Source organism: Streptomyces aculeolatus (genome assembly GCF_020400605.1).
Classification (GTDB): Bacteria; Actinomycetota; Actinomycetes; order Streptomycetales; family Streptomycetaceae; genus Streptomyces; species Streptomyces aculeolatus.
Genome location: NZ_JAINRD010000019.1, coordinates 1 through 19,443 on the forward strand (window position 1 = coordinate 1; position 19,443 = coordinate 19,443).

Annotated in this window: 19 protein-coding genes; 13 read left to right on the top strand and 6 right to left on the bottom strand. The window is 74.5% G+C overall.

Annotation, left to right across the window (positions count from 1 at the left end):
- Positions 1 to 137 precede the first annotated feature (137 nt).
- The 3 genes from LG396_RS26800 to LG396_RS26810 all read right to left on the bottom strand — a co-directional run bounded on the left by LG396_RS26800 (position 138) and on the right by LG396_RS26810 (position 2,623).
- Positions 138 to 347 carry a DUF397 domain-containing protein gene (locus LG396_RS26800; protein ID WP_018839091.1) on the bottom strand — a complete coding sequence of 70 codons (210 nt, stop codon included), beginning with the start codon at positions 345 to 347 and terminating at the stop codon, positions 138 to 140.
- Positions 348 to 566: 219 nt separating this feature from the next.
- Positions 567 to 1,424 (bottom strand): helix-turn-helix domain-containing protein, encoded by an 858-nt coding sequence (locus tag LG396_RS26805; protein ID WP_037745526.1) that lies wholly within the window; start codon positions 1,422 to 1,424, stop codon positions 567 to 569.
- Between the two features lie 446 nt (positions 1,425 to 1,870).
- Positions 1,871 to 2,623, bottom strand: coding sequence for a GOLPH3/VPS74 family protein (locus LG396_RS26810; RefSeq protein ID WP_037745529.1), 753 nt, complete (start codon positions 2,621 to 2,623; stop codon positions 1,871 to 1,873).
- A 204-nt stretch (positions 2,624 to 2,827) separates the two neighbouring features.
- On the opposite strand from LG396_RS26810, the gene LG396_RS39815 reads away from it, so the two are divergent.
- Positions 2,828 to 6,457: a D-alanyl-D-alanine carboxypeptidase gene (locus LG396_RS39815; RefSeq protein WP_225796727.1), complete on the top strand. Its 3,630-nt coding sequence runs from the start codon at positions 2,828 to 2,830 to the stop codon at positions 6,455 to 6,457.
- 81 nt (positions 6,458 to 6,538) lie between these two features.
- Positions 6,539 to 8,605, top strand: a complete 2,067-nt coding sequence (locus LG396_RS26820) for a DUF8823 domain-containing protein (protein WP_225796728.1) — start codon at positions 6,539 to 6,541, stop codon at positions 8,603 to 8,605.
- Between the two features lie 76 nt (positions 8,606 to 8,681).
- On the opposite strand, the gene LG396_RS26825 is transcribed toward LG396_RS26820, so the two are convergent.
- Positions 8,682 to 9,305 (bottom strand): TetR/AcrR family transcriptional regulator, encoded by a 624-nt coding sequence (locus LG396_RS26825; RefSeq protein ID WP_225796729.1) that lies wholly within the window; start codon positions 9,303 to 9,305, stop codon positions 8,682 to 8,684.
- A gap of 65 nt (positions 9,306 to 9,370) precedes the next feature.
- On the opposite strand from LG396_RS26825, the gene LG396_RS26830 reads away from it, so the two are divergent.
- The gene (locus tag LG396_RS26830; RefSeq protein WP_018839096.1) at positions 9,371 to 9,778 is read left to right on the top strand and encodes a RidA family protein; all 408 of its coding nucleotides are present in this window, start codon (positions 9,371 to 9,373) and stop codon (positions 9,776 to 9,778) included.
- A 469-nt stretch (positions 9,779 to 10,247) separates the two neighbouring features.
- On the top strand, positions 10,248 to 11,549 hold the full coding sequence (locus LG396_RS26835) for a winged helix DNA-binding domain-containing protein (RefSeq protein ID WP_225796730.1): 1,302 nt from the start codon (positions 10,248 to 10,250) through the stop codon (positions 11,547 to 11,549).
- A gap of 76 nt (positions 11,550 to 11,625) precedes the next feature.
- Here the strand turns inward: LG396_RS26835 and mihF are convergent, their stop codons facing one another.
- Positions 11,626 to 11,955: an integration host factor, actinobacterial type gene (gene mihF / locus LG396_RS26840; protein WP_018839098.1), complete on the bottom strand. Its 330-nt coding sequence runs from the start codon at positions 11,953 to 11,955 to the stop codon at positions 11,626 to 11,628.
- 225 nt (positions 11,956 to 12,180) lie between these two features.
- On the opposite strand from mihF, the gene LG396_RS26845 reads away from it, so the two are divergent.
- The 9 genes from LG396_RS26845 (at position 12,181) to LG396_RS26885 (ending at position 18,735) form a co-directional block, all read left to right on the top strand.
- The gene (locus LG396_RS26845) at positions 12,181 to 12,654 is read left to right on the top strand and encodes an RrF2 family transcriptional regulator (protein ID WP_225796834.1); all 474 of its coding nucleotides are present in this window, start codon (positions 12,181 to 12,183) and stop codon (positions 12,652 to 12,654) included.
- Positions 12,655 to 12,704: 50 nt separating this feature from the next.
- Positions 12,705 to 14,006 carry an MFS transporter gene (locus LG396_RS26850; protein ID WP_225796732.1) on the top strand — a complete coding sequence of 434 codons (1,302 nt, stop codon included), beginning with the start codon at positions 12,705 to 12,707 and terminating at the stop codon, positions 14,004 to 14,006.
- A gap of 65 nt (positions 14,007 to 14,071) precedes the next feature.
- Positions 14,072 to 14,515, top strand: a complete 444-nt coding sequence (locus LG396_RS26855; RefSeq protein ID WP_225796733.1) for a RidA family protein — start codon at positions 14,072 to 14,074, stop codon at positions 14,513 to 14,515.
- 101 nt (positions 14,516 to 14,616) lie between these two features.
- Entirely contained in the window at positions 14,617 to 15,990 is a 1,374-nt protein-coding gene (locus LG396_RS26860; protein WP_225796734.1) for a radical SAM protein, read from the top strand.
- A gap of 31 nt (positions 15,991 to 16,021) precedes the next feature.
- On the top strand, positions 16,022 to 16,675 hold the full coding sequence (locus LG396_RS26865) for a class I SAM-dependent methyltransferase (protein WP_225796735.1): 654 nt from the start codon (positions 16,022 to 16,024) through the stop codon (positions 16,673 to 16,675).
- A gap of 54 nt (positions 16,676 to 16,729) precedes the next feature.
- Positions 16,730 to 17,140 (top strand): MerR family transcriptional regulator, encoded by a 411-nt coding sequence (locus tag LG396_RS26870; RefSeq protein WP_100299680.1) that lies wholly within the window; start codon positions 16,730 to 16,732, stop codon positions 17,138 to 17,140.
- A 13-nt stretch (positions 17,141 to 17,153) separates the two neighbouring features.
- Positions 17,154 to 17,498 (top strand): thioredoxin family protein, encoded by a 345-nt coding sequence (locus LG396_RS26875; protein WP_027742842.1) that lies wholly within the window; start codon positions 17,154 to 17,156, stop codon positions 17,496 to 17,498.
- A gap of 133 nt (positions 17,499 to 17,631) precedes the next feature.
- On the top strand, positions 17,632 to 18,222 hold the full coding sequence (locus LG396_RS26880) for a hypothetical protein (RefSeq protein ID WP_225796736.1): 591 nt from the start codon (positions 17,632 to 17,634) through the stop codon (positions 18,220 to 18,222).
- A gap of 105 nt (positions 18,223 to 18,327) precedes the next feature.
- Positions 18,328 to 18,735 (top strand): RidA family protein, encoded by a 408-nt coding sequence (locus tag LG396_RS26885; RefSeq protein WP_225796737.1) that lies wholly within the window; start codon positions 18,328 to 18,330, stop codon positions 18,733 to 18,735.
- A 76-nt stretch (positions 18,736 to 18,811) separates the two neighbouring features.
- Here the strand turns inward: LG396_RS26885 and LG396_RS26890 are convergent, their stop codons facing one another.
- Entirely contained in the window at positions 18,812 to 19,399 is a 588-nt protein-coding gene (locus tag LG396_RS26890; protein ID WP_225796738.1) for a TetR/AcrR family transcriptional regulator, read from the bottom strand.
- Positions 19,400 to 19,443: the final 44 nt, after the last annotated feature.

Consider the following 19,443-nt stretch of genomic DNA (forward strand, 5'->3'; position numbering starts at 1 on the left):
CGTCGTTCGGGGCCTGTGGGGAAAGGCCGAGCCCTCTCGGCCGGGACGGCGTGCCAGTCGAGAGGGCCATCGAAGGTGCGGCGGTGTGATTCCGGGGCTGCGTCACACGGTCGTGGCGTGCACGGAATCACCCGCGGTCACTCGTGGCGAAATGCACCGCCGGCGGCCTCGGCCACGAATGCGGCCCACGAGTCGGGGGCGAAGTCCAGGACGGGTCCGTCCGGGACCTTGGAGTCGCGCACAGAGACAAGTCCGGGAGCGGTCGAACGCACCTCGATGCACTCGCCGTTGCCCGCGGAATAGGTCGATTTGGTCCAGGCGCCGGTGGCGCCGAGTTCGATTGCCATGTTCTCTCCGGTTGGTGAAGTACTCAACTTCTTCCCTGCCCGTTCCAGGCCGGAGTGTTGTCGACGCCCCGGCCCGACGCCGAGACGCTACCGCCCAACAACCCACCGGTCAGGGAGCTTTCACTCAACCGGATGGCGAAAGGCCGCTGCCCTTCCGGTGCGTCCCGGTACGGGTGTACCGTGCCTCCGTTTCGGGATACCCGGACGCGCACGCGAATATCAGCGGGCGTAGTTCTTCGCCCTGTCCACGATGAATTTCCGGGTCTGCTCGGGATTGAGTGCCTGTGCCCGCAAATGTTCGTACATCATGCTGTAGTTGTGGACGTCGTCGCTCTTCTCCAGGTAGAGATCGCTGGTGACGCCCTCCAGATAGATCACGCTGGAGTCGGACTCCTCGGGGAACTCCAGGATGGCGTACTGCCCCGTCACGCCCGGGTGTGCGCCCGTCTCGAAGGGCAGCACCTGCACAGTGACGTGCGGCAGCTCCGACACCTCGACGAGGTGGTCCAGCTGCTCGCGCATGATCTGCTCGTTGCCCACCACGCGGCGCAGCGCGGCCTCGTCGAACACGGCCCACAGCCGCAGCGGCTGCTCCGTCTCCCTTATCCGGTCCTGCCGCCGCATCCGCACGTTCACCCGCTTCTCGACGTCAGCGGGGGTCACCTCCGGCGAACTGCCGGCGATGACGGCCTCCGCGTAGGTGCGCGTCTGGAGCAGTCCCGGAACGACGAGCGACTGGTAGATGCGGAGCGAGGCGGCGGCGGTCTCCAGACCGATGTAGACGCTGTACGGCACGTCCCCGAAGGCGTTCCACCAGCCCTGCTGGCGGGATTCCCGCGCCATCTGCATCAGGGAGTTGACGATCTGCTCGTCGTCCACCTCGTACACCCCGCACAGGTCGCGTACGTCGCGCTGGCTGATGCTGCGCCGGCCGTTCTCCAGCCGGCTGATCTTCGACTGCGAGACCAGCAGCCGGTCCGCGACCTGTTCCGCGGTCATGTTCTTCTGCTCGCGCAGCCTGCGCAGCTCCTGGCCGAGGCGGCGCCGCCTGACCGTGGGGTTGACGTTGGACGCCAAGGGAGTTGCACCTCCGGGTGCGTAATCCGCGTACGGACGTATCTCATTACTGGGTGCAGCCTGCCACCGACGGAGTGTGCGCCGCTGCGATCGTCGCGAAATGGCCGCAGAGGGCAAAGGTTTGGCCCACAATGTGCGCCGCACGGGCGGCATATGCCTGTCGTGGTCACGGAACGCGGCGATGAGATGCGGCGGTGGCACGAGGCAAGGGGGTGCGGCGAGGGCGCGGCCGGGGACGGCCGTGGGGCGGCCGGGGGCGCATCACGCGGCCCGCGCGGCCCCGGGGCAACGCACGGCAGGGCCCCGCCGGTCGAGGCCACTCGACCGGACAGGGCCCTGCACTGTTGCGGCTCCCGTTCCCGGCCCGGCGCACCGGCGTGCGACGCCTGGCCCGTACGCGGAAGATCGCGTACGGGCTCGGCGCTGCTCGCGGCCGTCGGGCGGGCTCAGCGCACCGCGGCCGTCCGGATCATCCCCGCGCGGCGGGACCCCGCGGGAACTCCGGCCGGCTGCGCGACAGCCGGCGGACGAGCCGCGGGACGGCTGCCTCCTCCGGAAGTGCGCCGCGGCTGAGCGGTGACGCCGTTCTGCACGTCCATCACGGCGTGCGCCACCAGACCGCCCATCGGGTCGTGCCTGATCAGATCCCGGAGCCGGGAGCGCGCGGAGCGCCCCTCGTTCCCGGGGTAGAGATGCTTGCCGAGCCCGACCGCGTGGGCCAGTGCGGCAAGCGCCGCGGTCCGCGGGTCCGGCGGGACGCCGGTGCGGATCGCGCTGTCCAGCCGGGCACGTATCTCCCGGCTGATGGCGGTGTCGGTTGCCTGATATCGAGTGGTTGGTAGGACCCCGCACATTTGGCTCTCCACGGCATGCACCATGCCGCAGCGCTCCAGATGAGCGAGATACGTCTGGCGCAACCCCAGACGTGGCCCGCCTATCCAGTTCACCGCGCGCACGGGACTGCCCCGGCGACGCAGCAACTCCAGCGCTGTGTCCAAAGTGGGGTCCCCGGTCGGACGCGGAAGTATCACGGCGATACGATCCCCGTCCGGGGCTATTCGCCCGGCCAGAGCGAGCTCGACGAGCTGTGCTCCTGCCAGGCCGAGGTCGAGCGACTGCGGCTGCGCAGTGGTACCCGTGGCCGGGTCCAGTGCCAGCAGCAGAAGCTCCTCCGGAAGTGTTCTGCGGCTCCTGCCCATCCATGCCTCCCCGCGTGGATGAATGACAGGGTGACGCCTCTCACATTGGTCTGTCGAGAGTGCGTGGGTGCTTTGGACGGGAACCTGTAGGTATGTCGTTCTCGTCTCCCAGGTACGGGCGAGAGACGGCTGCGTCCCCGTAGGGTGGGTGGCCACGCCATGGTTGACGCGGTTGTGCGGTTGTGACGCAGGAGGAGGAAGTCGGTGGCGGTCGAGTCCCCCGGGAGGCCCGAGGAGCAGCAACCGTCGGGGTCGGCGACCGTGGACGAACGCGAGCCGCGCGACGCGCGGGACCCGGACGGCGAACGTGACCCGCGCCTGGCGTTCACGTCCCCCACCGACAACGCCCCCGCCTCCGCGCCGGTTCCCGCCCAGTCCCAGTCGGACGCCGAGCCGGCGGAGCGAACTGCGCCTGGGGCGGCGGCGGATGGCGAGGACGGCGCGGAGGCCGCCGAGGACGGCGGCGCGCAGCCCTCCGGGGGCGCGAAGACGGCGCGGCCCCGTCCGAAGGCCAAGTCCGCGGCGGGGCGCGACAAGGCACCCGAGAGCGACGCCGCTGATGCCTCGGGCCCGAAGGCCGAGGCGGAGCCGGCAGCGAAGACCGGCAGGGCGGGCAGGCCCGCGGACGAGGACGGCACGGCGGAGAGCACGGCCGGATCCCGCCCGAAGGGCGGCGAGGCGGCACCTGCCCGCAAGCGGGGCGGGGCGGCGAAGTCCGCGGACGGGGACGGCAGGACGTCCGGGGCGCAGGCGGCGGAAGCCGATCCGGCGAAGCCGGCGGAGGGCTCCGGCGCGAAGGCGAAGCCCCGTACGCGGGGCGGGGCCGCCCCCAAGGCGAAGACCGGCCCGAAGGCCGACGGCGCCAAGAAGACCGGCTCGGCCGGCACCGGCCAGGCGGCACGAGGCAAGACCCCCGACGCGAAGCCCACGGCTCCGAAGAGCGCAACGCCGGCACCCGCCGCGGAGTCCGCGGCCCCGGCCGCGGACGCAGCTGGCCCGTCCCGCCCGAAGTCAGGCGGATCGCCTGCCGCCGGGTCGCCGTCGACCGCCGGCGGCGCCGCCGCGAAGCCCGCGGACAAGCCTGCGGCGCGGGGCGCCGCGGAGACCGGTTCGACAACAGGCGAGCCCAAGCCCGCTGCCGGAACACCGGGCGCCGCCGGCGCCGAGCCGGGTCCCTCCCGGCCGAAGGCCGAGGACGTGCCCGACGGCGGCGGTACGCCGACTGATGAGCGTGGGTCGGCTGCCGGTGCGACGGGCGACGATCGCGCCGAGTCGGGTGCGCCCCGGCCGAAGGCCGGGGGTTCGGCGGACGCCGACGCTTCCGCTGCCCGGCCTGCGTCCCGGCCCAAGGCCGCCGACGCGCGTGCCGTGGACGGTGCGTCTGCCGGTGCGGCCGCCGCCGATGGCGGCGCGCCGGATTCCTCCCGGTCCAAGGACGACGGACCGGCGGACGCCGGGGCGTCGGCGGCTGCCGACCGTGCCGAGTCCGGCCCCGCCGGGTCGAAGGACCGGGACGCGGCGGGTGCCGAGGACTCCGGTGCCCGGTCCGCGTCCGGGCCGAAGGCCGGGGACGTGCCTGCGCCGTCCCGGTCCCGGGGGCAGGACGACACCGCCACCACGACGTTCCGGGTTCCCCCCGCCGCTCCGGACGCTCCGGGGCCGGGCTCCGGTCGGTCCGCGGCGCCGGCCGCAGGCCGGACCGTGCCGGGGGCGCGGGCCCAGGAGGGCTCTGAGGGCGCTCTGAGCGCCTCTCGTCCGGCTCCCGAGGGCTCGGGTGGGTCCGACCGCTCTGAGGCGACTGAGGCGCGTGTGGAGGGCGATCGCGCCCCCGGCCGTGCCGCGGAGTCCGGGGGTGACGCCTCCGACGGGTCCGGTTCCTCCGGGGACTCCCCGGCCACCGGGTCCTCCGGCCGCCCCTCCGCCTCCACATCCGGTGCCAAGGACTCCGCCACCGCCAGCTTCCGCCTCGTCGCCGAGGCCGACGCCGCCAAGGTCGACGGCGAGGACCAGCTGCGTGCCGCCGTCGCCGCCTGGGTGACCAAGACCGACGCTTCGGCCCCCGCGGCGCCCGCCGTCGAGGACGAGCCCAGCGACGCCGTACCCGCGGCCGCGTCCGGTGACGACGAAGACGGCTCCGTCCAGGACGAGCCCGCCGACGCCGTGCCCGGGGCCGCCGGCGGCGACCCCGCCGACACCCCGCCCGTGGGGAAGCTCGTCGGGCCGCCCGGCAGCACCTTCGTGCCGCTCAAGACCGACTCCGACCTGCCCCCCAAGCCCGCCGCCGCCCCGCCGCGCCCCGCCGCGCCCCCGGCGCAGCCGGCGCCGACGGCGCAGCCCGCGCCGCCGAAGCCCTCCGCGGTCCCCGCCCCCGCCGCGGCCCCCGACTCCGCGCCGCCCAAGCCCGCCGCGGCTCCACCCAAGCCCGCCGCGGCTCCGCCCGCGCCCGCCACGCCCGCCCCCGGCGGGCCCACCGCGCCGCCCCCGCCCCCCGGCGGGCCGGACGCGCCGCCCGGGTGGGAGCGGACGCAGCAGCAGCCCCTCCCGCCGTACGAGGAGAAGCGGCCGCTCGACCTGCTCGCCGAGCTGACCAACACCCCGCCGCCGCCCGAGACCCTCACCCGGACCCTCGTACGGCGCGTGAAGATCTGGACGCCGCTGGTCATCCTGCTCGCGATCGCCCTCGGCGTGGTCCAGATGCTGCGCCCGCTGCCGGCCCCGGCGCTCACCCTCACGGCCGAGTCCGGCTACGCCTTCGAGGGCGGCACGCCCGAGATGCCCTGGCCCAGCGAGGGCCAGGCGTCCATAGACGTCGCGGGGCTCGGCAGCCTCGGCTCGTACGGGAAGCAGAAGTCCGTGCCGATCGGCAGCGTCGCCAAGGTCATGACCGCGTACATCATCCTGCGCGACCACCCCATGAAGCCCGGCGGCAACGGCGCGGCCATCCCGGTCGACGACACCGCCGTCGACGAGGCCGCGCTCAGCGCCGAGGGCGAGACGACCGTCGAGCTGGACCCGGACTCGAAGCTCAGCCAGAAGGAAGCGCTGCAGGCCCTGCTCATCGCCTCCGCCAACAACGTCGCCCGGCTGCTCGCCCGCTGGCACTCGGACGGCGACATGCAGGCGTTCGTGGACGAGATGAACAGGACCGCCGAGGAACTCGGCATGGACGACACCACCTACAGCGACCCCAGCGGCCTGAAGGACACCACCGTCTCCACCGCCGAGGACCAGGTGATCCTCGGCAAGGCGGCGATGAAGGACCCGCTGTTCAAGCAGATCGTCGCCATGCCCGTCTACACCGACAGCCGCGGCGACGACCACGACAACAGCAACAAGATGGTTCCGCTGCACGGCATCGGCATCAAGGTCGGTTCGACCACCAAGGCCGGCGGCAACTTCCTCTTCGCCACCGAGAAGAAGGTCGCGGGGGAGGAGCAGCTGATCGTCGGCGCGGTCCTCGGGCAGTACGCGGTGCCGCAGCTGCCGACCGCCATGGAGTTCGGCCGCCAGCTGATGGCGGCGGGCGAGAAGGCCCTCACGGACATGACCGTCGTGAAGAAGGGCGACGTCGTCGGCGAGGTCGACGACGGCCTCGGGGGTACGACGCCGGTGGTGGCGACCGAGGACGTCGTCGCGCCGGGCTGGGGCGGGCTGAAGGTGGGCCTGGAACTCGGCACGGACCGCTCCGGAGAGGTGCCGCACGAGGGTGCGAAGGGTGACGCGGTCGGGGTGCTGACGATGGGCTCCGGCCAGGGGGAAGTGCGGGTGCCGGTGGCGCTGGCGGAGGACATGGCGGAGCCTGGCATAGGGGCGAAGCTCAGCAGGCTCGGTTAGCGCCCGGGGGCGTCGTACGCCCGTGCTAGCGTCGCTGGCACCGCCCCCGGGGACGTCCAAGGAAGACGGGGAGTCGTCGCAGTGACCACCGTGCAGCCGGACCGCGAAGCCGCGGCCGGCAGCCGATCAGCAGAGGGAGCCGCCGCCGGCGCCGCCGCGAGCGGGGCCGAGCCTGCGTCCACGGACTCCGACGATCCGGCGACCTCCGCGGAGAAGGACACGGCGGACGGGGACGGCGACAGTGCCGGCGACGGCGGTGGCGGCAGCGCCGCTGCCGGCGGTGGTGCGGACGTGAGCCGCGACGGCGGCGACGCCGCCGTCACCCGCGCCCCGTTCGCGGGGCGGCTGCGCTTCACCCCGCCCGAGCGGCTCCGGCCCCACCTGCGCTGGCTCGCCCAGCGCCCCGTGCTCACCACCCTCGTCGCCGCCGGCGTCCTGCACATCCTGTGGCTGCTGCTCCTCGCCAACGAGGGCGGGGACCTGGCGGCGCAGGACGCCTGGGCGGAGTTCGCCGGCCGGCATCCCTCCACGGCGTACAACTTCGCCTGGTACGGGGGCATGCACCCGGTCTCGTACAGCGTCGTCTCGCCGTATCTGATGGCCGTGCTCGGCGTGCGGACGACCATGGTGCTCGCCGGCACCCTGTCCGCCGGTGTGCTCGCGCTGATCCTCGCCCGCTGCCGGCAGGTGCCGCGGCCGCTGGTGCCGTCGCTCTTCGGCGCCGTGGCGCTCGTGGGCAACGCGGCCTCCGGCCGCGTGACGTTCGCGCTGGGGCTGCTCTTCGCGCTGGTCGCGATCGTGCTGGTCTTCCCCGGCGACCGCGACGACGAGGACGAGGACGAGGCCGACGGGAACGGCGCGGACGAGAAGGGCCGGCGGCGGATCGGCGGCTGGCGCGGGACGGCGATCGTGCTGTCCAGCATGCTGGCGACGGCGGCGAGCCCGGTGGCCGGACTGTTCGCCGGGGTGGTCGCCACCGGGCTGTTCCTGCAGAAGCGGCGCACCGAGGCGTATCTGCTCGGGGCGGCGCCGCCGGTGGTCGTCGCGCTGTCGAGCTGGCTCTTCCCGTTCCAGGGGAACATGCCGATGCCGTGGATCTCCGCGGTGGCGCCGATGATCACCGCCGCGCTGATCTGGCTGATGGCGCCGGAGTCGTGGCGTACGGTCCGGATCTGCGCGGCGCTCTACTTCCTCGGCACCCTCGGCGCGTGGGTCATCCCCTCGCCGGTCGGCAGCAACATCGAGCGGCTCGCGCTGATCTTCGGCGGCACGGTGCTGCTGGTCATCGCGCAGACGGGCCCGCGGCGCGCGGCGCCGCGGCTGATGCGTTCCGTGGGGGCGGCGTACCTGGCGTTCGCGGCCATCACCGTGTGGGTGGTCGTCAAGCCCGTGGTCGACCTCGTGCTCACCAGCCCGACCGCGGCCTGGACGCGCGAGCTGGCGCCGCTGGTGGACCAGTTGCAGCAGGTGGACGCGGAGGCGGGCCGGGTCGAGGTCGTGCCCGCACGCAGCCACCGGGAGGCATCCGCGCTCCAGCCGTACGTGAGCCTGGCGCGCGGCTGGAACCGGCAGGCGGACCTGGAGCGGCACGAGATCTTCTACGACGGCAGCCTGACCCCGACGACGTACCACGCCTGGCTGAAGAACTGGGCGGTGCGGTACGTGGTGCTGCCGGTGGAGGACCGGCCGGACACCGGCGCGCACGAGGAGGCGAAGATCGTCGCCGCGGGGCAGCCGTACCTGACGGAGATCTGGGCGGACGCGAACTGGCGGCTGTTCCGGGTGAACGACCCGACGCCGCTCGTCGAGGCCCCCGCGGAGGTGCGGCGGGCGGACGAGGGCGAGCTGGTCATCGACGTGAAGTACGCGGGTCCCGTGCTGGTGCGGGTGCCCTTCTCGCCGTGGCTCGGGCTGGTCGACGAGGACGGCGAGGGCGTCGAGGCGCCGGAGGTGCTGGAGGGCGACGGGTCGGACGAGGCGGACGTCGACGGGGTCCGGGAGTGGTCGGAGAGCGGGCAGCTCTACGTCAACCTGGAGGGCTGTGTGACGAGGGCCGGCGAGTGGACCCGCCTGCACGCCCCCCGCCCCGGCACGTACCGCATCTCGGCTCCGTACCAGTTGCCCCGCGGCACGCACTGCCCGGACTAGGGCCGCGGCGTACCTTGCCGTTGCGGACCGGGCCGTTGCGGACCGGGCCGCTGCGGACAGGGCCGCGGCGTGCCGGTCACGGTGCCGCCGCCCGCAGGCCGGCCCAGCCCTGCGCGACCGAGTCGCGGCACCGGTCCGGCTCGTCGCCCGCCGCCGTGAACAGGGCCGTCAGCATGGGCACGCCGTGGCCCAGGGCCGCCGGCGGCAGCGGCCCCGAGGTGACGAGCGACGCGAGCCCGTGCCCGACGGCCCAGCTCTGCGTCGCCAGTTCGAGCGGGTCGGTCCCGGTGGCGAAGCGCCCGTCGGCCGTGGCCCGTTCGACGGTACGGACGAGGGTGTGCAGGGTCTCGTCGGCGGCGCCGGGGTCCTCGAGGTCGAAGCCCGCGTCGAACATGATGCGGTAGAGGTCGGGGCCCTCCACCGCGTTGACCAGGTACGCGGCCCCCAGCGCGGCGAGGTCGCGGACCGCGTCCGCGGTCGTGTCGACGGCCGCCAGCCGGGCGGTCAGCCGGCTGAAGCCCTCCTGCCGCAGCGCCCGCCACAGCCCGTCCATGCCGCCGAAGTAGGTGTAGACGGCCATCGTCGAGACGCCTGTGCCGGCGACCAGGGTGCGGAGGGTGACGGGCGCTCTCGTACGGAGCATGTGTGCGGCCCGCTCCAGCAGCAGGGCGCGCACCGCCGGGTCCTTCGTCCGTGCCATGACCGTGCACTATACATAACACTGCTATGTATAGTGCCGGGAGAGGCGCGAGGAAGGGGCCGTTCATGTCCGTGACGCTGGTCAATCCCGAGGGGCTGCCGAAGCCCGAGGTCTACCGGCAGTTGTCGGTCGCCACCGGGTCGAGGCTCGTGTTCCTCGCGGGCCAGGTCGCCCGCGACGCCGAGGGCCTGCCCGTGGGCGAGGGCGACCTGGCCGCCCAGGTCGAGCAGAGCTATCTCAACGTCGCCACCGCCCTGGCCGGGGTCGGCGGCACCTTCGACGACGTGGCGAAGCTGACCGTCTACGTCGTCGACTGGAGCCCGGAGAAGATGCCGCTGCTGGGCGAGGGCGTGAACCGGGCGGCGGCGAAGCTCGGCGTGGACCCGGTCAAGCCGATCACCCTGCTCGGGGTCGCGGCCCTGGGGGAGCCCGACCTGCTGGTCGAGGTCGAGGCGACGGCGGTGCTGGACTGACGGGGCGACCGGCGGTCGCCTGGTGGGCGGCGGGCCGCCGTAGGCCTGCCGGCCGGGTGCGGAGCCCGGTGCGGGCCGGCTTCAGCGGCAGCCGCTGCGCGGCCGGCCGCCCGGGGCCACGCACCTCCGGTCGCGCGCGGGAGGTCTCGTGGGCGCGGCGCAGCGTCTCGGCGCGGGCGTGCGCCAGTAGCGCCTGGTCTTGCCGGTCTTGCAACGGCGGGAGTTCCACGAGCCACATGCCATCGGCGACCACCTCCTCGGCCCGCGCCGCTGCCCCGTGCGCCGACCGTGACTCCAGTGTGGTGGGGGAGCGGGTGAGCGGGACGATTCCGCGGGAAACGGCTGTGTGCGGGTGGGGCCGGTGGTAAAGGAGATCGGCGAGGCGCCGGCCGGGGTTGCGGACAGTATCTGACCGGAAGTCGTCCTACGGTCGGCTCGTCAGGCCGGCGGCAGTGGGGAGAGACGGCGGATGGGTACGCGGACGATGACGTGGGCGCAGGCCAGCGCGCGGCGGCTGGCGCGCAGCGGGCTGGCGGCGCGGGTGGCGCCGGAGGGCGGCCGGGAAGCGGACGGCGGCTCCGCGGGCGGCAGTTCTCCCGACGCCGGCTCCCCGGGCGGCACCCGGGGCCCCGCCCCCGCGGACGGCGCTCCCGCGGACGGCGGCCCCGCCGGTGACCTGCCCGACGGCACCCCCGCCGCCGTCCTCCGTACCCTCTGCGGCGCCCAGGCCCAGGTGCTCTCCGCCGCCGAGCTGTCCGTCGGCATGCGCATCCCCGGCGCCACCCGCGCCGACGTGCGCCGCGCGCTGTGGGACGACCGCACCGTGGTGAAGACCTTCGGCCCCCGCGGCACCATCCACCTGCTCCCCGCCGCCGACCTGCCGCTGTGGACCGGCGCCCTCGGCGCCCTGCCCGCCGGCTCCGGCAACGGCGGCGGCACCCTCGGCCTGCTCACCCGCGGCCAGGCCGACGCCGTCGTCGCCGCCGCGGCCGACGCCCTCGCCCACGCGGAGCTGACCGTCGACGAGCTGACCGACGCCATCGCCGAACGCGCCGGGTCGTGGGCGGCGGACCCGGTGATGGAGGCGTTCCAGACGAAGTGGCCGCGCTGGCGTGCGGCCACCGCGCTGGCCGCGCACCGCGGCGCGCTGTGCTTCGGCCCGAACCGCGGCCGGAAGGTCACGTACACGAGCCCGCAGCGCTGGCTGCCCGGCTTCACGCCCGCGGCCCCCGACGAGGCGCCCGGCGCGCTCCTGCGCCGCTACCTGTACGCCTACGGCCCCGCCACCCCGCAGGACTTCGCCCGCTGGCTCGCCGCCCCCGCCGGCTGGGCCCGCGACCTCTTCGCGGCGCGGGCGAAGGCGGCCGAGATCGAGCCGGTGGAGCTGGCCGGGGTGCCGTCGTGGGTGGTGGCCGGGGACGTGGCGGCGCCGGCCGAACCGCCGCGCGGGGTGCGGCTGCTGCCGTACTTCGACGCGTACGGGATCGCCTGCCGCCCCCGCGAACTCCTCTTCCCCGGGCGGGCCTACGAGCGCGCCCTCGCCGGCGGCCAGGCGGGCAACTTCCCGGTGCTGCTGGTCGACGGCGAGGCCGCGGGCGTCTGGCACCAGCGCCGCTCGGGCCGCCGGATCACCGTCACCGTCGAACCGCTCGACCGCCTGCCGGCGCCGCGCAGGCGGGAGCTGGAGGCCGAGGTGGCGCGGCTGGGGGAGATCATGGAGGGCCGGGCGGAGCTGACGGTGGGCCGGGTGGAGGTGGGCCCCCACGCCTAGGGCTGTCCGGGAACCCGCGCGGGCCGGCGGCGCCACGCCGGCCCTGCCCCCTGGACCTCCCGCACCCGGCGGGAGGTCAGCTCCGGACCGCCGCGCCGATCAGCTCGCGCTGCACCGGCGCCAGGCTGCGGAGCCTGCGGGTGTCGGACAGGCCCAGCCTCGCCATCAGCTTCGCCGTCTGCGCCGGCCCCACCCCCGGCAGCGCCAGCAGGAAGTCCTTCGCCAGCATGTCCCCGGCCAGGGCGTCCCGCGCCGCGCGCTCCAGCGCCTGTACGCAGTCGACCTCCCCGTTCTTGATCGCCCGGACCAGCGCGGTCCGGGCCCGCTGGGCCTCAAGTGCCTGGTCCAAGGCGCGCGCACACTCCACCGGACTGCGCTGTCCCGGGATCTTCTTCATCGGCCCCATCCGAGCTACTCCCCTCTCGCTGCTGCGACTTGAGGAGAACAGTAGCCGGAGTATCCGGATTTGATCCGCCATTTGAGTGTGTGCCGCTAAAGTCAGTTGTGCTGAAAAGTAACCGACTTGGGCGCTTAGTCGCGATGTCCGACGGTGTGCTGTACCTATCCACTGCTCCGCAGTTCTCCTGCTTGCGTTGGTAATCCTGGAGCTTTAATATCCAGAATCATGAGGATGACCGAGGGCGTCGAGTGGGCGCTGCACAGCTGCCTGAACCTGGCGTGGGCGGGCCCCGACCGCCCGGTGACGGCGGCCCGCCTCGCGGCGTACCACGAACTCCCCGCCCCGTACCTCAACAAGCAGCTCCAGGCCCTCGTCCGCGCCGGCATCGTCGCCTCCGCGTCCGGACCGCGCGGCGGCTTCCGGCTCGTCCGGCCGCTCGCGCAGATCACGCTGATGGACGTCGTCGCCGCCATCGAGGGCTCCGACGAGGCGTTCCGCTGCACGGAGATCCGGCAGCAGGGGCCCGGCGGCGGCGCGCCCGCGAGCTACCGGCTGCCGTGCGCCTTCGCGCACGCGATGGCGCGCGCCGAGCTGGCGTGGCGCCGGGAGCTGGCCGGGCAGACGCTGGAGGACGTCCGGGAGCAGGCGGAGGCGCAGGCGCCCGCCGCGCCCGAGCGGCTGCGGCGCTGGCTCGCGAACGGCTGACGGACTTTTCGGATACGGACCGGCGGTGCCGGAGCAGGGAGTAATTCTGGATGTCGAATATCCAGAACAATCGGACCGGGGCGGCGGGGGCCGCCGCGGCGCCGCGGGCGCCCGCGCGCTCCGCCGTCCGTGGCCGGCTCGCCGTCGCCGCGGTCACGCTCGGGATCTTCACCGTGATGACCGCGGAGCTGCTGCCCGTCGGACTGCTCACCCCGGTCGGCCGTGACCTGGACGTCTCCGCGGGCACCGCCGGCCTCATGGTCACCGTCCCCGGCCTGGTCGCCGCCGTCTCCGCCCCGCTGCTCACGGTGGCCGCAGGCCGCGCCGACCGGCGCCTGGTGCTGGCCGGGCTGATGGCCCTGGTCGTCGCCGCGCACGCGGCCTCCGCGCTCGCCGGGCACTTCGCCGTCGTGCTCGCCGCCCGCGTGCTGCTGGGCGTGAGCATCGGCGGCTTCTGGGCGTTCGCCGGCGGGCTCGCGCTGCGGCTCGTACCGGAACGCGAGGTGCCGCGGGCCACTGCCGTCATCTTCGGCGGCGTCTCGGCCGCCTCCGTACTCGGCGTCCCGGCCGGCACGCTCACCGGCGAACTCGGCGGCTGGCGCGTCGCCTTCGCCCTCGTGGGCGCGCTGGCCCTGGCCGTGCTCGCCGCCCTGGTGCTGCTGCTCCCGCGGCTGCCCGCCGAGCGCGGGCTGCGCCCCGCCGACCTCGTCCGGCTGCCGCGGGAGAGCCCGGCGGTACGGGCCGGCCTGGCGCTGACGGTGCTCCTCGTCACCGGGCACTTCCTCGCGTACACCTTCGTCCGGCCCGTCCTCCAGGAGCGCTACGGCGTCGGGGACGGCCTCGTCGGCGTCCTGCTGCTCGGCTCCGGGGCCGCCGGGCTGGCCGGCAACTTCCTGGCCGGCGCGGCCGCCGCCCGCAACCCGCGGCGGACCGTGCTCACCCTCGCCGCCGGGCTCGCCGCCGCGCTGGCGGCCCCGGCGCTGCTGCCCGCGCTGCCCGACCCGGTCGGCCCGGCAGCCGGCGGGGGAGCGGTGCCCGGCGTGCTGCTGCTCGCCGGCTGGGGGCTGGCGTACGGGGGCGTCTCGGTCGGCCTGCAGTCGTGGTTCCTGGCCGCGGCGCCGCACGCGGCGGAGGCGGCCACCTCGCTGTACGTCGCCGCCTTCTGCCTCTCCATCGCCGCGGGGGCGGCGCTCGGGGGCGTGCTCGTCGACACGGTCGCGCTGGGGGCGGCGCCCGCGGCGGGGGCGGTACTCACCCTGGCGGCGGTAGTCCTGTGCACCCGTACGACCCGAATACCGCCCGCCGCCGCCCGCGCCGCCAACCCGGCCGCCGCGCCGCCCGGCACGCCGTGACCCCGCCCGGCAGCGTCCCCGGTCCCCGCACCCGCCCCGAATTCACCCGAAAGGAAATACCCGCCATGACACGCACACTCCTCAACCCCCCGCAGCTCCACGACCCGACCGGATACGGCTACAGCCACGTCGCCGCCGCGCCCGGCGAGCCGGTCTTCGTCGCCGGCCAGTACGCCTCCGACCCGACCGGAGCCGTCGTGTCCGCCGACTTCGCCACCCAGGTCGAGCAGTCCTTCGCCAACCTCCGCACCGCACTGGCGGCGGCCGGGCTCGGCGTGGAGGACGTGGTGCGCCTCGGCACGTACGTCGTCGGCCACGACCACGAGCGGCTGGAGACCGTCCTCGCCGCGCTGCACCGGGTGTGGGGCGACTCGCTGCCCGCGCAGACGCTCGTCGGGGTGGCGGCGCTGGCGCTGCCGGAGATGCTCTTCGAGGTGGACGCGGTGGCCGTACGAGCCGTACCGGCGGCGGAGACCTCCGCACCTCAGGTGCCCGCCGGTCCCCGCTGACGCGGCGCGTCCGCTCCCCCGGCGCCCGGGACGGGAGGCCGCCCGTGTTCAATGGAGGGTGCGGCGTCGCTCCGCCACGGACGCCGGGAAGGAGCAACTACATGGCCACCGCAGCCACCGCAGCCGGCCGCAGCCGGACCGACCTGGTCGAGGGTCTGATGGCCCGCTTCCCGAACGTGCCCAGAGAAGCCGTCATCAAGGAAGACCTGCTGCGCGGCGGGATGGCCTTCGACGACTCCGCGCTCAGCGGCGCGGGCGAGGACGGCAGCGGCGAGGTGAAGCCGAAGTCGTACTTCATCTTCTCCTTCGACCACGGCACGCTCCCCGAGCTGGGCGCCGCCGCCCTGAACCGCCCGCCGGAGGAGGTCGTCCTCACCGGCGGCCCGTACGACCTGCGCCGCACCGTCGTCTCCGTACGGGTCAACCCCTCGTCCCCGTACCGCGTGAAGCCCGGTGACGACGGCGCCCTCGGCCTCTACCTCGACGGTGTCCGCATCGCCGACGTCGGCCTGCCGCCGATGCCGGACTACTACCGGCACAAGCTCGCCAACGGGAAGTCGGTGATGGAGGTCGCACCCACCATCCAGTGGGGCTACCTGATCTACCTCACGGTCTTCCGCGTCTGCCAGTACTTCGGCGCCAAGGAGGAGTGCCAGTACTGCGACATCAACCACAACTGGCGCCAGCACAAGGCCGCCGGCCGCCCCTACACGGGCGTGAAGCCGGTGGAGGAGGTGCTGGAGGCGCTGGAGATCATCGACCGGTACGACACCGCGAAGACCTCCACCGCGTACACCCTGACCGGCGGCGCCGTCACCCGCCACATCGGCGGCAAGGACGAGGCCGACTTCTACGGCCAGTACGCCAAGGCCATCGAGGAGCGCTTCCCGGGCCGCTGGATCGGCAAGGTCGTCGCCCAGGCGCTGCCGAAGGCCGACGTGCAGCGCTTCCGCGACTACGGCGCGCAGATCTACCACCCCAACTTCGAGGTGTGGGACCGCCGGCTGTTCGAGCTGTACTGCCCAGGCAAGGAGCGCTACGTCGGGCGCGACGAGTGGCACCGCCGCATCCTGGACTCCGCGGAGGTCTTCGGGCCCTCGAACGTCATCCCCAACTTCGTCGCGGGCGTGGAGATGGCCGAGCCGTTCGGCTTCACGACGGTCGACGAGGCCATCGCGTCCACGCGCGAAGGGCTGGACTTCTTCATGTCGCACGGGGTCGTGCCGCGGTTCACCACCTGGTGCCCGGAGCCGACGACGCCGCTGGGCAAGGCCAACCCCGAGGGCGCGCCGCTGGAATACCACATCCGGCTGCTGGAGACGTACCAGGACGCGCTGGACAGCCACGGGCTGTCGTCCCCGCCCGGGTACGGGCCGCCCGGGGCGGGCCGCGCGGTGTTCTCCGTCAGCTCCTTCATGGACTCGATGCCGCTGCCCGACGACGCCTCGGAGGCCGCCGTCCCGGCCCGCACCTGAACGCGCCCGGCCGCATGGGATCCTGACCGGCATGAGCGACTCGGGGAACGACGCGCGCGCGGCGGTGCGCGCCAGCTACGACGCCGTGGCGGAGTCGTACCTGGCCACCATCGGCGGCGAGCTGGCGCACAAGCCGCTGGACCGGGCGCTGCTCGCGGCGCTCCTGGAGCAGGCCGCGGACGGCGCGCCGGTCGCGGACCTGGGCTGCGGGCCCGGCCACGTCACGGGGTGGCTCGCGGAGCGGGGGGTGCGGGCGGTCGGGGTCGACCTGTCGCCGGGCATGATCGCCCTCGCCCGGCGGGAGCACCCCGCGGCGGAGTTCCGCGAGGGCGACCTGCTGCGGCTGCCGGCCGCGGACGGCGAGTTCGGTGCGGCGGTCGCGCTGTACTCCGTCATCCACCTGGAGCCGGCCGAGCTGGCGCCCGCGTTCGCCGAGGCGCGGCGCGTGCTGCGGCCGGGCGGGCGGCTGCTGGTCGCGTTCCACGCGGGCACCGAGGTGCGGCACCTGGACGACTGGTGGGGGCACCCGGTGGACGTGGACTTCCGCTTCCTGGAGCCGTCGGCGGTCGCCGTCCTGCTCCGGGCGGCCGGCTTCGACGTCGAGGCCACGCTGGAGCGCGCCCACTACCCCGGGGAACCGGAGACGACGCGCGCGTACGTCCTCGCGCGCCGGCCGGAGGAGTAGGGCCCGGCCGGCGCGCTTGTCCTGACGTCGGCGTCAACGTCTAACGTCGGCCGTATGCGCATCGGGGAACTCGCCGAGAGAGCCGGGGTCAGCACGCGGACCCTGCGCTACTACGAGTCGCGCGGGCTGCTGCCCGCCGCCGACCGCGGCGCCAACGGCCACCGCGTGTACGGCGACGACGCGCTGCGGCTCGTCGCGCAGATCCGCACGCTGCAGGACTTCGGCTTCGAGCTGGAGGACACGCGGCCGTTCGTGGAGTGCCTGCGCGCCGGCCATCCGGCGGGCGACTCGTGCCCCGACGCGCGCGCGGTGTACCGCAGGAAGATCGCCGAGCTGGACGGGCTGATGGCCGAACTGCGCTCGGCGCGCGACCACCTGACCGCACAGCTCGCGCGCGCCGAGGCGCTGCCGCCGCCGTGTGGAGCGGGCGGTTCCGACACGGACGTGCCGCTCTGCGGCGGCTGACGGGAGAGGGCAGATGACGACACCACAGACGACGACACACGACGTTCCGTACGTCACGGACGAGACGTTCACCGAGGAGGTGCTGCGCGCGGACGTGCCGGTGCTGGTGCAGTTCACCGCCCAGTGGTGCCCGTCGTGCAAGCAGCTCACCCCCGTCCTCGGCGCGCTCGCCGCCGAACTGGGCGACCGGGTCAGGGCCGTGCGCCTCGACGTCGACCACAACCCGCGGACGACCGTCGCGCACGGCGTCCTCGCCGTGCCGACGCTGCTCGCTTTCCGGGGCGGCGAGCCCGTACGGTCCGTGGTCGGCGCGCGCTCGAAGGCCCGGCTGCTGAGGGACCTCGACGGCGTGATCTGATCACCCGCGGCCCCGGGGAGGGGCGGTGGGGGTTTTCGGCCGGAGGGGTTCCGGTAGGAGGGGTTTCGGCCGGGCGGGGTGGTCGCCGGTGCGCCTGCGCGGCCGTACGCGCACCCGGGGCAAAACTCCGCGTATGTCTGTATACGTTCCCCTCGGCGCGCATCGGCTGCGCCGCGCCCTCACACTCCTCTTCGCGCCCCTCCTCACCGCCGCCGCCCTGCTCGCGGGCCCGGCCGCGGACTCCGCCGCCGCCTGCCCCGCCGGAGCCTGCGGTTCCGTCGTCACCGCCCCGCTCGCCCCGCCCGCGCCGGAGAGCGAGCCGTGCCCCAGCCCCGATCCCGTCGTGTGCCGGATCCGGGTGCTGCCGTGGGGCGAGAAGGTCGAGGCCCAGCAGACGCGGATGCGCTACCACGGGCTCCTGGAGGACATGCGCCGCACCGAGGCCCGGATGCGCGCGGACGGCGCCTCCGACGAGGAGATCGCCAGGAAGCTCGTCGACATGCGCAACCAGGCGAAGGAGATCACCCGCGCCGGCATGACGCCGGCGGAGGTCCGCGTCCTGGAGGAGCGCAACCGGGCCAAGTACGGCAACCCGCTCGGCCCGACCGCGGACCAGCTGTATGCCAAGTACGGCTCGTGGTCCGAGGTCATCGCCGCCTCCACCCGCACCAGCACGGCCGTCGACGAGGCCCTGAGCCTGCACTACCACCCCTGTCCGGTGTGACGCCCGCTGCCGCCGGGCCTCGTGGGGCCGTGGAAAATGCGTGGCGGGCGGGACTGATACTTGCGAGGGTCGTAGGCGCTCTGCCCCAGTTCAGAAGGAGTGCCCGTGCCCCGTGCCGTCACGCTGATCCGCTCCGCGTCCCTCTCGGACGTCGCCGAGTACGCCTACGCCGCCACCGCGCCCCCGGAGGCCCGGCTGATCTTCGCCGCGGGCGCCTGCCCGCTGAACGCGGACGGCTCCACCGCCGCGGTCGGCGACTACGCGGGGCAGGCGGCCAAGTCCGTCGAGAACCTGCGCACCGCGCTCGCGGACGCGGGTGCCGAGCTGTCGGACGTGATCAGCACGCGTGTCCTCGTCGCGTCCACCCGGCAGGAGGACCTGGTGACGGCGTGGCAGGTGGTGCGGGACGCCTTCGGCGCACACGACGTGCCCAGCACGCTGATGGGCGTCACCGTCCTCGGCTACTACGACCAGCTCGTGGAGATCGAGGCCGTCGCCGCGGTGCTGGACTAGCCGGCCGTACCGGCGCGGGCCCGCGTGCGGCCCGTGTCCGTCCCGGTCGGCCCGTGTTCCTTCCGGTCGGTCCGCGTCAGTCCGCGTCGGTCCGCAGGCTGTGCGCGAGCACCGCGCGGATCCGGCGGACGTCCGGGCGGGCGTCGGTGAGCAGGATGTCCGCGCACAGCCCGTCCGTCGCGGCCACGAGCGCGTCGACCGCCCGCGGGTCGGAGGAGTGCCGCTCGCCGATCTTCGCCACGACCTCCCGCCACCGCCGCGCGACCGGGCGGAGGGCGGGGCGGCGGGCGGCCATCGTGGACAACTCGCGCTCGGCCAGCGCGCGTCTGCGGCCGTCGCCGCCCGCGGAGGCGACGAGGGCGGCGAGGCCGTCGAGGTCGTCGGCGTCGCTCTCGATGATCTCGTGCAGGCGGTGGGTGTACTCGTCGGCGACCGTGGACAGCGCCGCGACGAGCAGGTCGTCGAGGGTGGCGAAGTAGTACGCGGTGAGGCTGGTGGGCACGTCCGCCTCGCGGGCGACGGTGCGGTGCGTGACGCCGCCGGCCCCGTCGCGCTGGACGACGCGGAGCGTGGCCTCGATGATCTCCGCCCGGCGGCGCAGGCCGCGGGCGCGGCGGCCGTCGGTGACGGGCTCGGCCTTGCGGCGCGTGACGCCGTGCTCCACGATGCGGGCCTCCCGTCGACGGTGGTGGGGTGGCACCCAGGGTA

Excerpts from the sequence above, each read along its gene's own strand:
- LG396_RS26800 (WP_018839091.1), bottom strand. The coding sequence starts at position 347 with ATGGCAATCGAACTCGGCGCCACCGGCGCCTGGACCAAATCGACCTAT.
- LG396_RS26810 (WP_037745529.1), bottom strand. The coding sequence starts at position 2,623 with ATGGGCAGGAGCCGCAGAACACTTCCGGAGGAGCTTCTGCTGCTGGCA.
- LG396_RS26825 (WP_225796729.1), bottom strand. The coding sequence starts at position 9,305 with ATGGCACGGACGAAGGACCCGGCGGTGCGCGCCCTGCTGCTGGAGCGG.
- LG396_RS26830 (WP_018839096.1), top strand. The coding sequence starts at position 9,371 with ATGTCCGTGACGCTGGTCAATCCCGAGGGGCTGCCGAAGCCCGAGGTC.
- LG396_RS26835 (WP_225796730.1), top strand. The coding sequence starts at position 10,248 with ATGGGTACGCGGACGATGACGTGGGCGCAGGCCAGCGCGCGGCGGCTG.
- mihF (WP_018839098.1), bottom strand. The coding sequence starts at position 11,955 with ATGGGGCCGATGAAGAAGATCCCGGGACAGCGCAGTCCGGTGGAGTGT.
- LG396_RS26845 (WP_225796834.1), top strand. The coding sequence starts at position 12,181 with ATGACCGAGGGCGTCGAGTGGGCGCTGCACAGCTGCCTGAACCTGGCG.
- LG396_RS26850 (WP_225796732.1), top strand. The coding sequence starts at position 12,705 with ATGTCGAATATCCAGAACAATCGGACCGGGGCGGCGGGGGCCGCCGCG.
- LG396_RS26855 (WP_225796733.1), top strand. The coding sequence starts at position 14,072 with ATGACACGCACACTCCTCAACCCCCCGCAGCTCCACGACCCGACCGGA.
- LG396_RS26860 (WP_225796734.1), top strand. The coding sequence starts at position 14,617 with ATGGCCACCGCAGCCACCGCAGCCGGCCGCAGCCGGACCGACCTGGTC.
- LG396_RS26865 (WP_225796735.1), top strand. The coding sequence starts at position 16,022 with ATGAGCGACTCGGGGAACGACGCGCGCGCGGCGGTGCGCGCCAGCTAC.
- LG396_RS26870 (WP_100299680.1), top strand. The coding sequence starts at position 16,730 with ATGCGCATCGGGGAACTCGCCGAGAGAGCCGGGGTCAGCACGCGGACC.
- LG396_RS26875 (WP_027742842.1), top strand. The coding sequence starts at position 17,154 with ATGACGACACCACAGACGACGACACACGACGTTCCGTACGTCACGGAC.
- LG396_RS26880 (WP_225796736.1), top strand. The coding sequence starts at position 17,632 with ATGTCTGTATACGTTCCCCTCGGCGCGCATCGGCTGCGCCGCGCCCTC.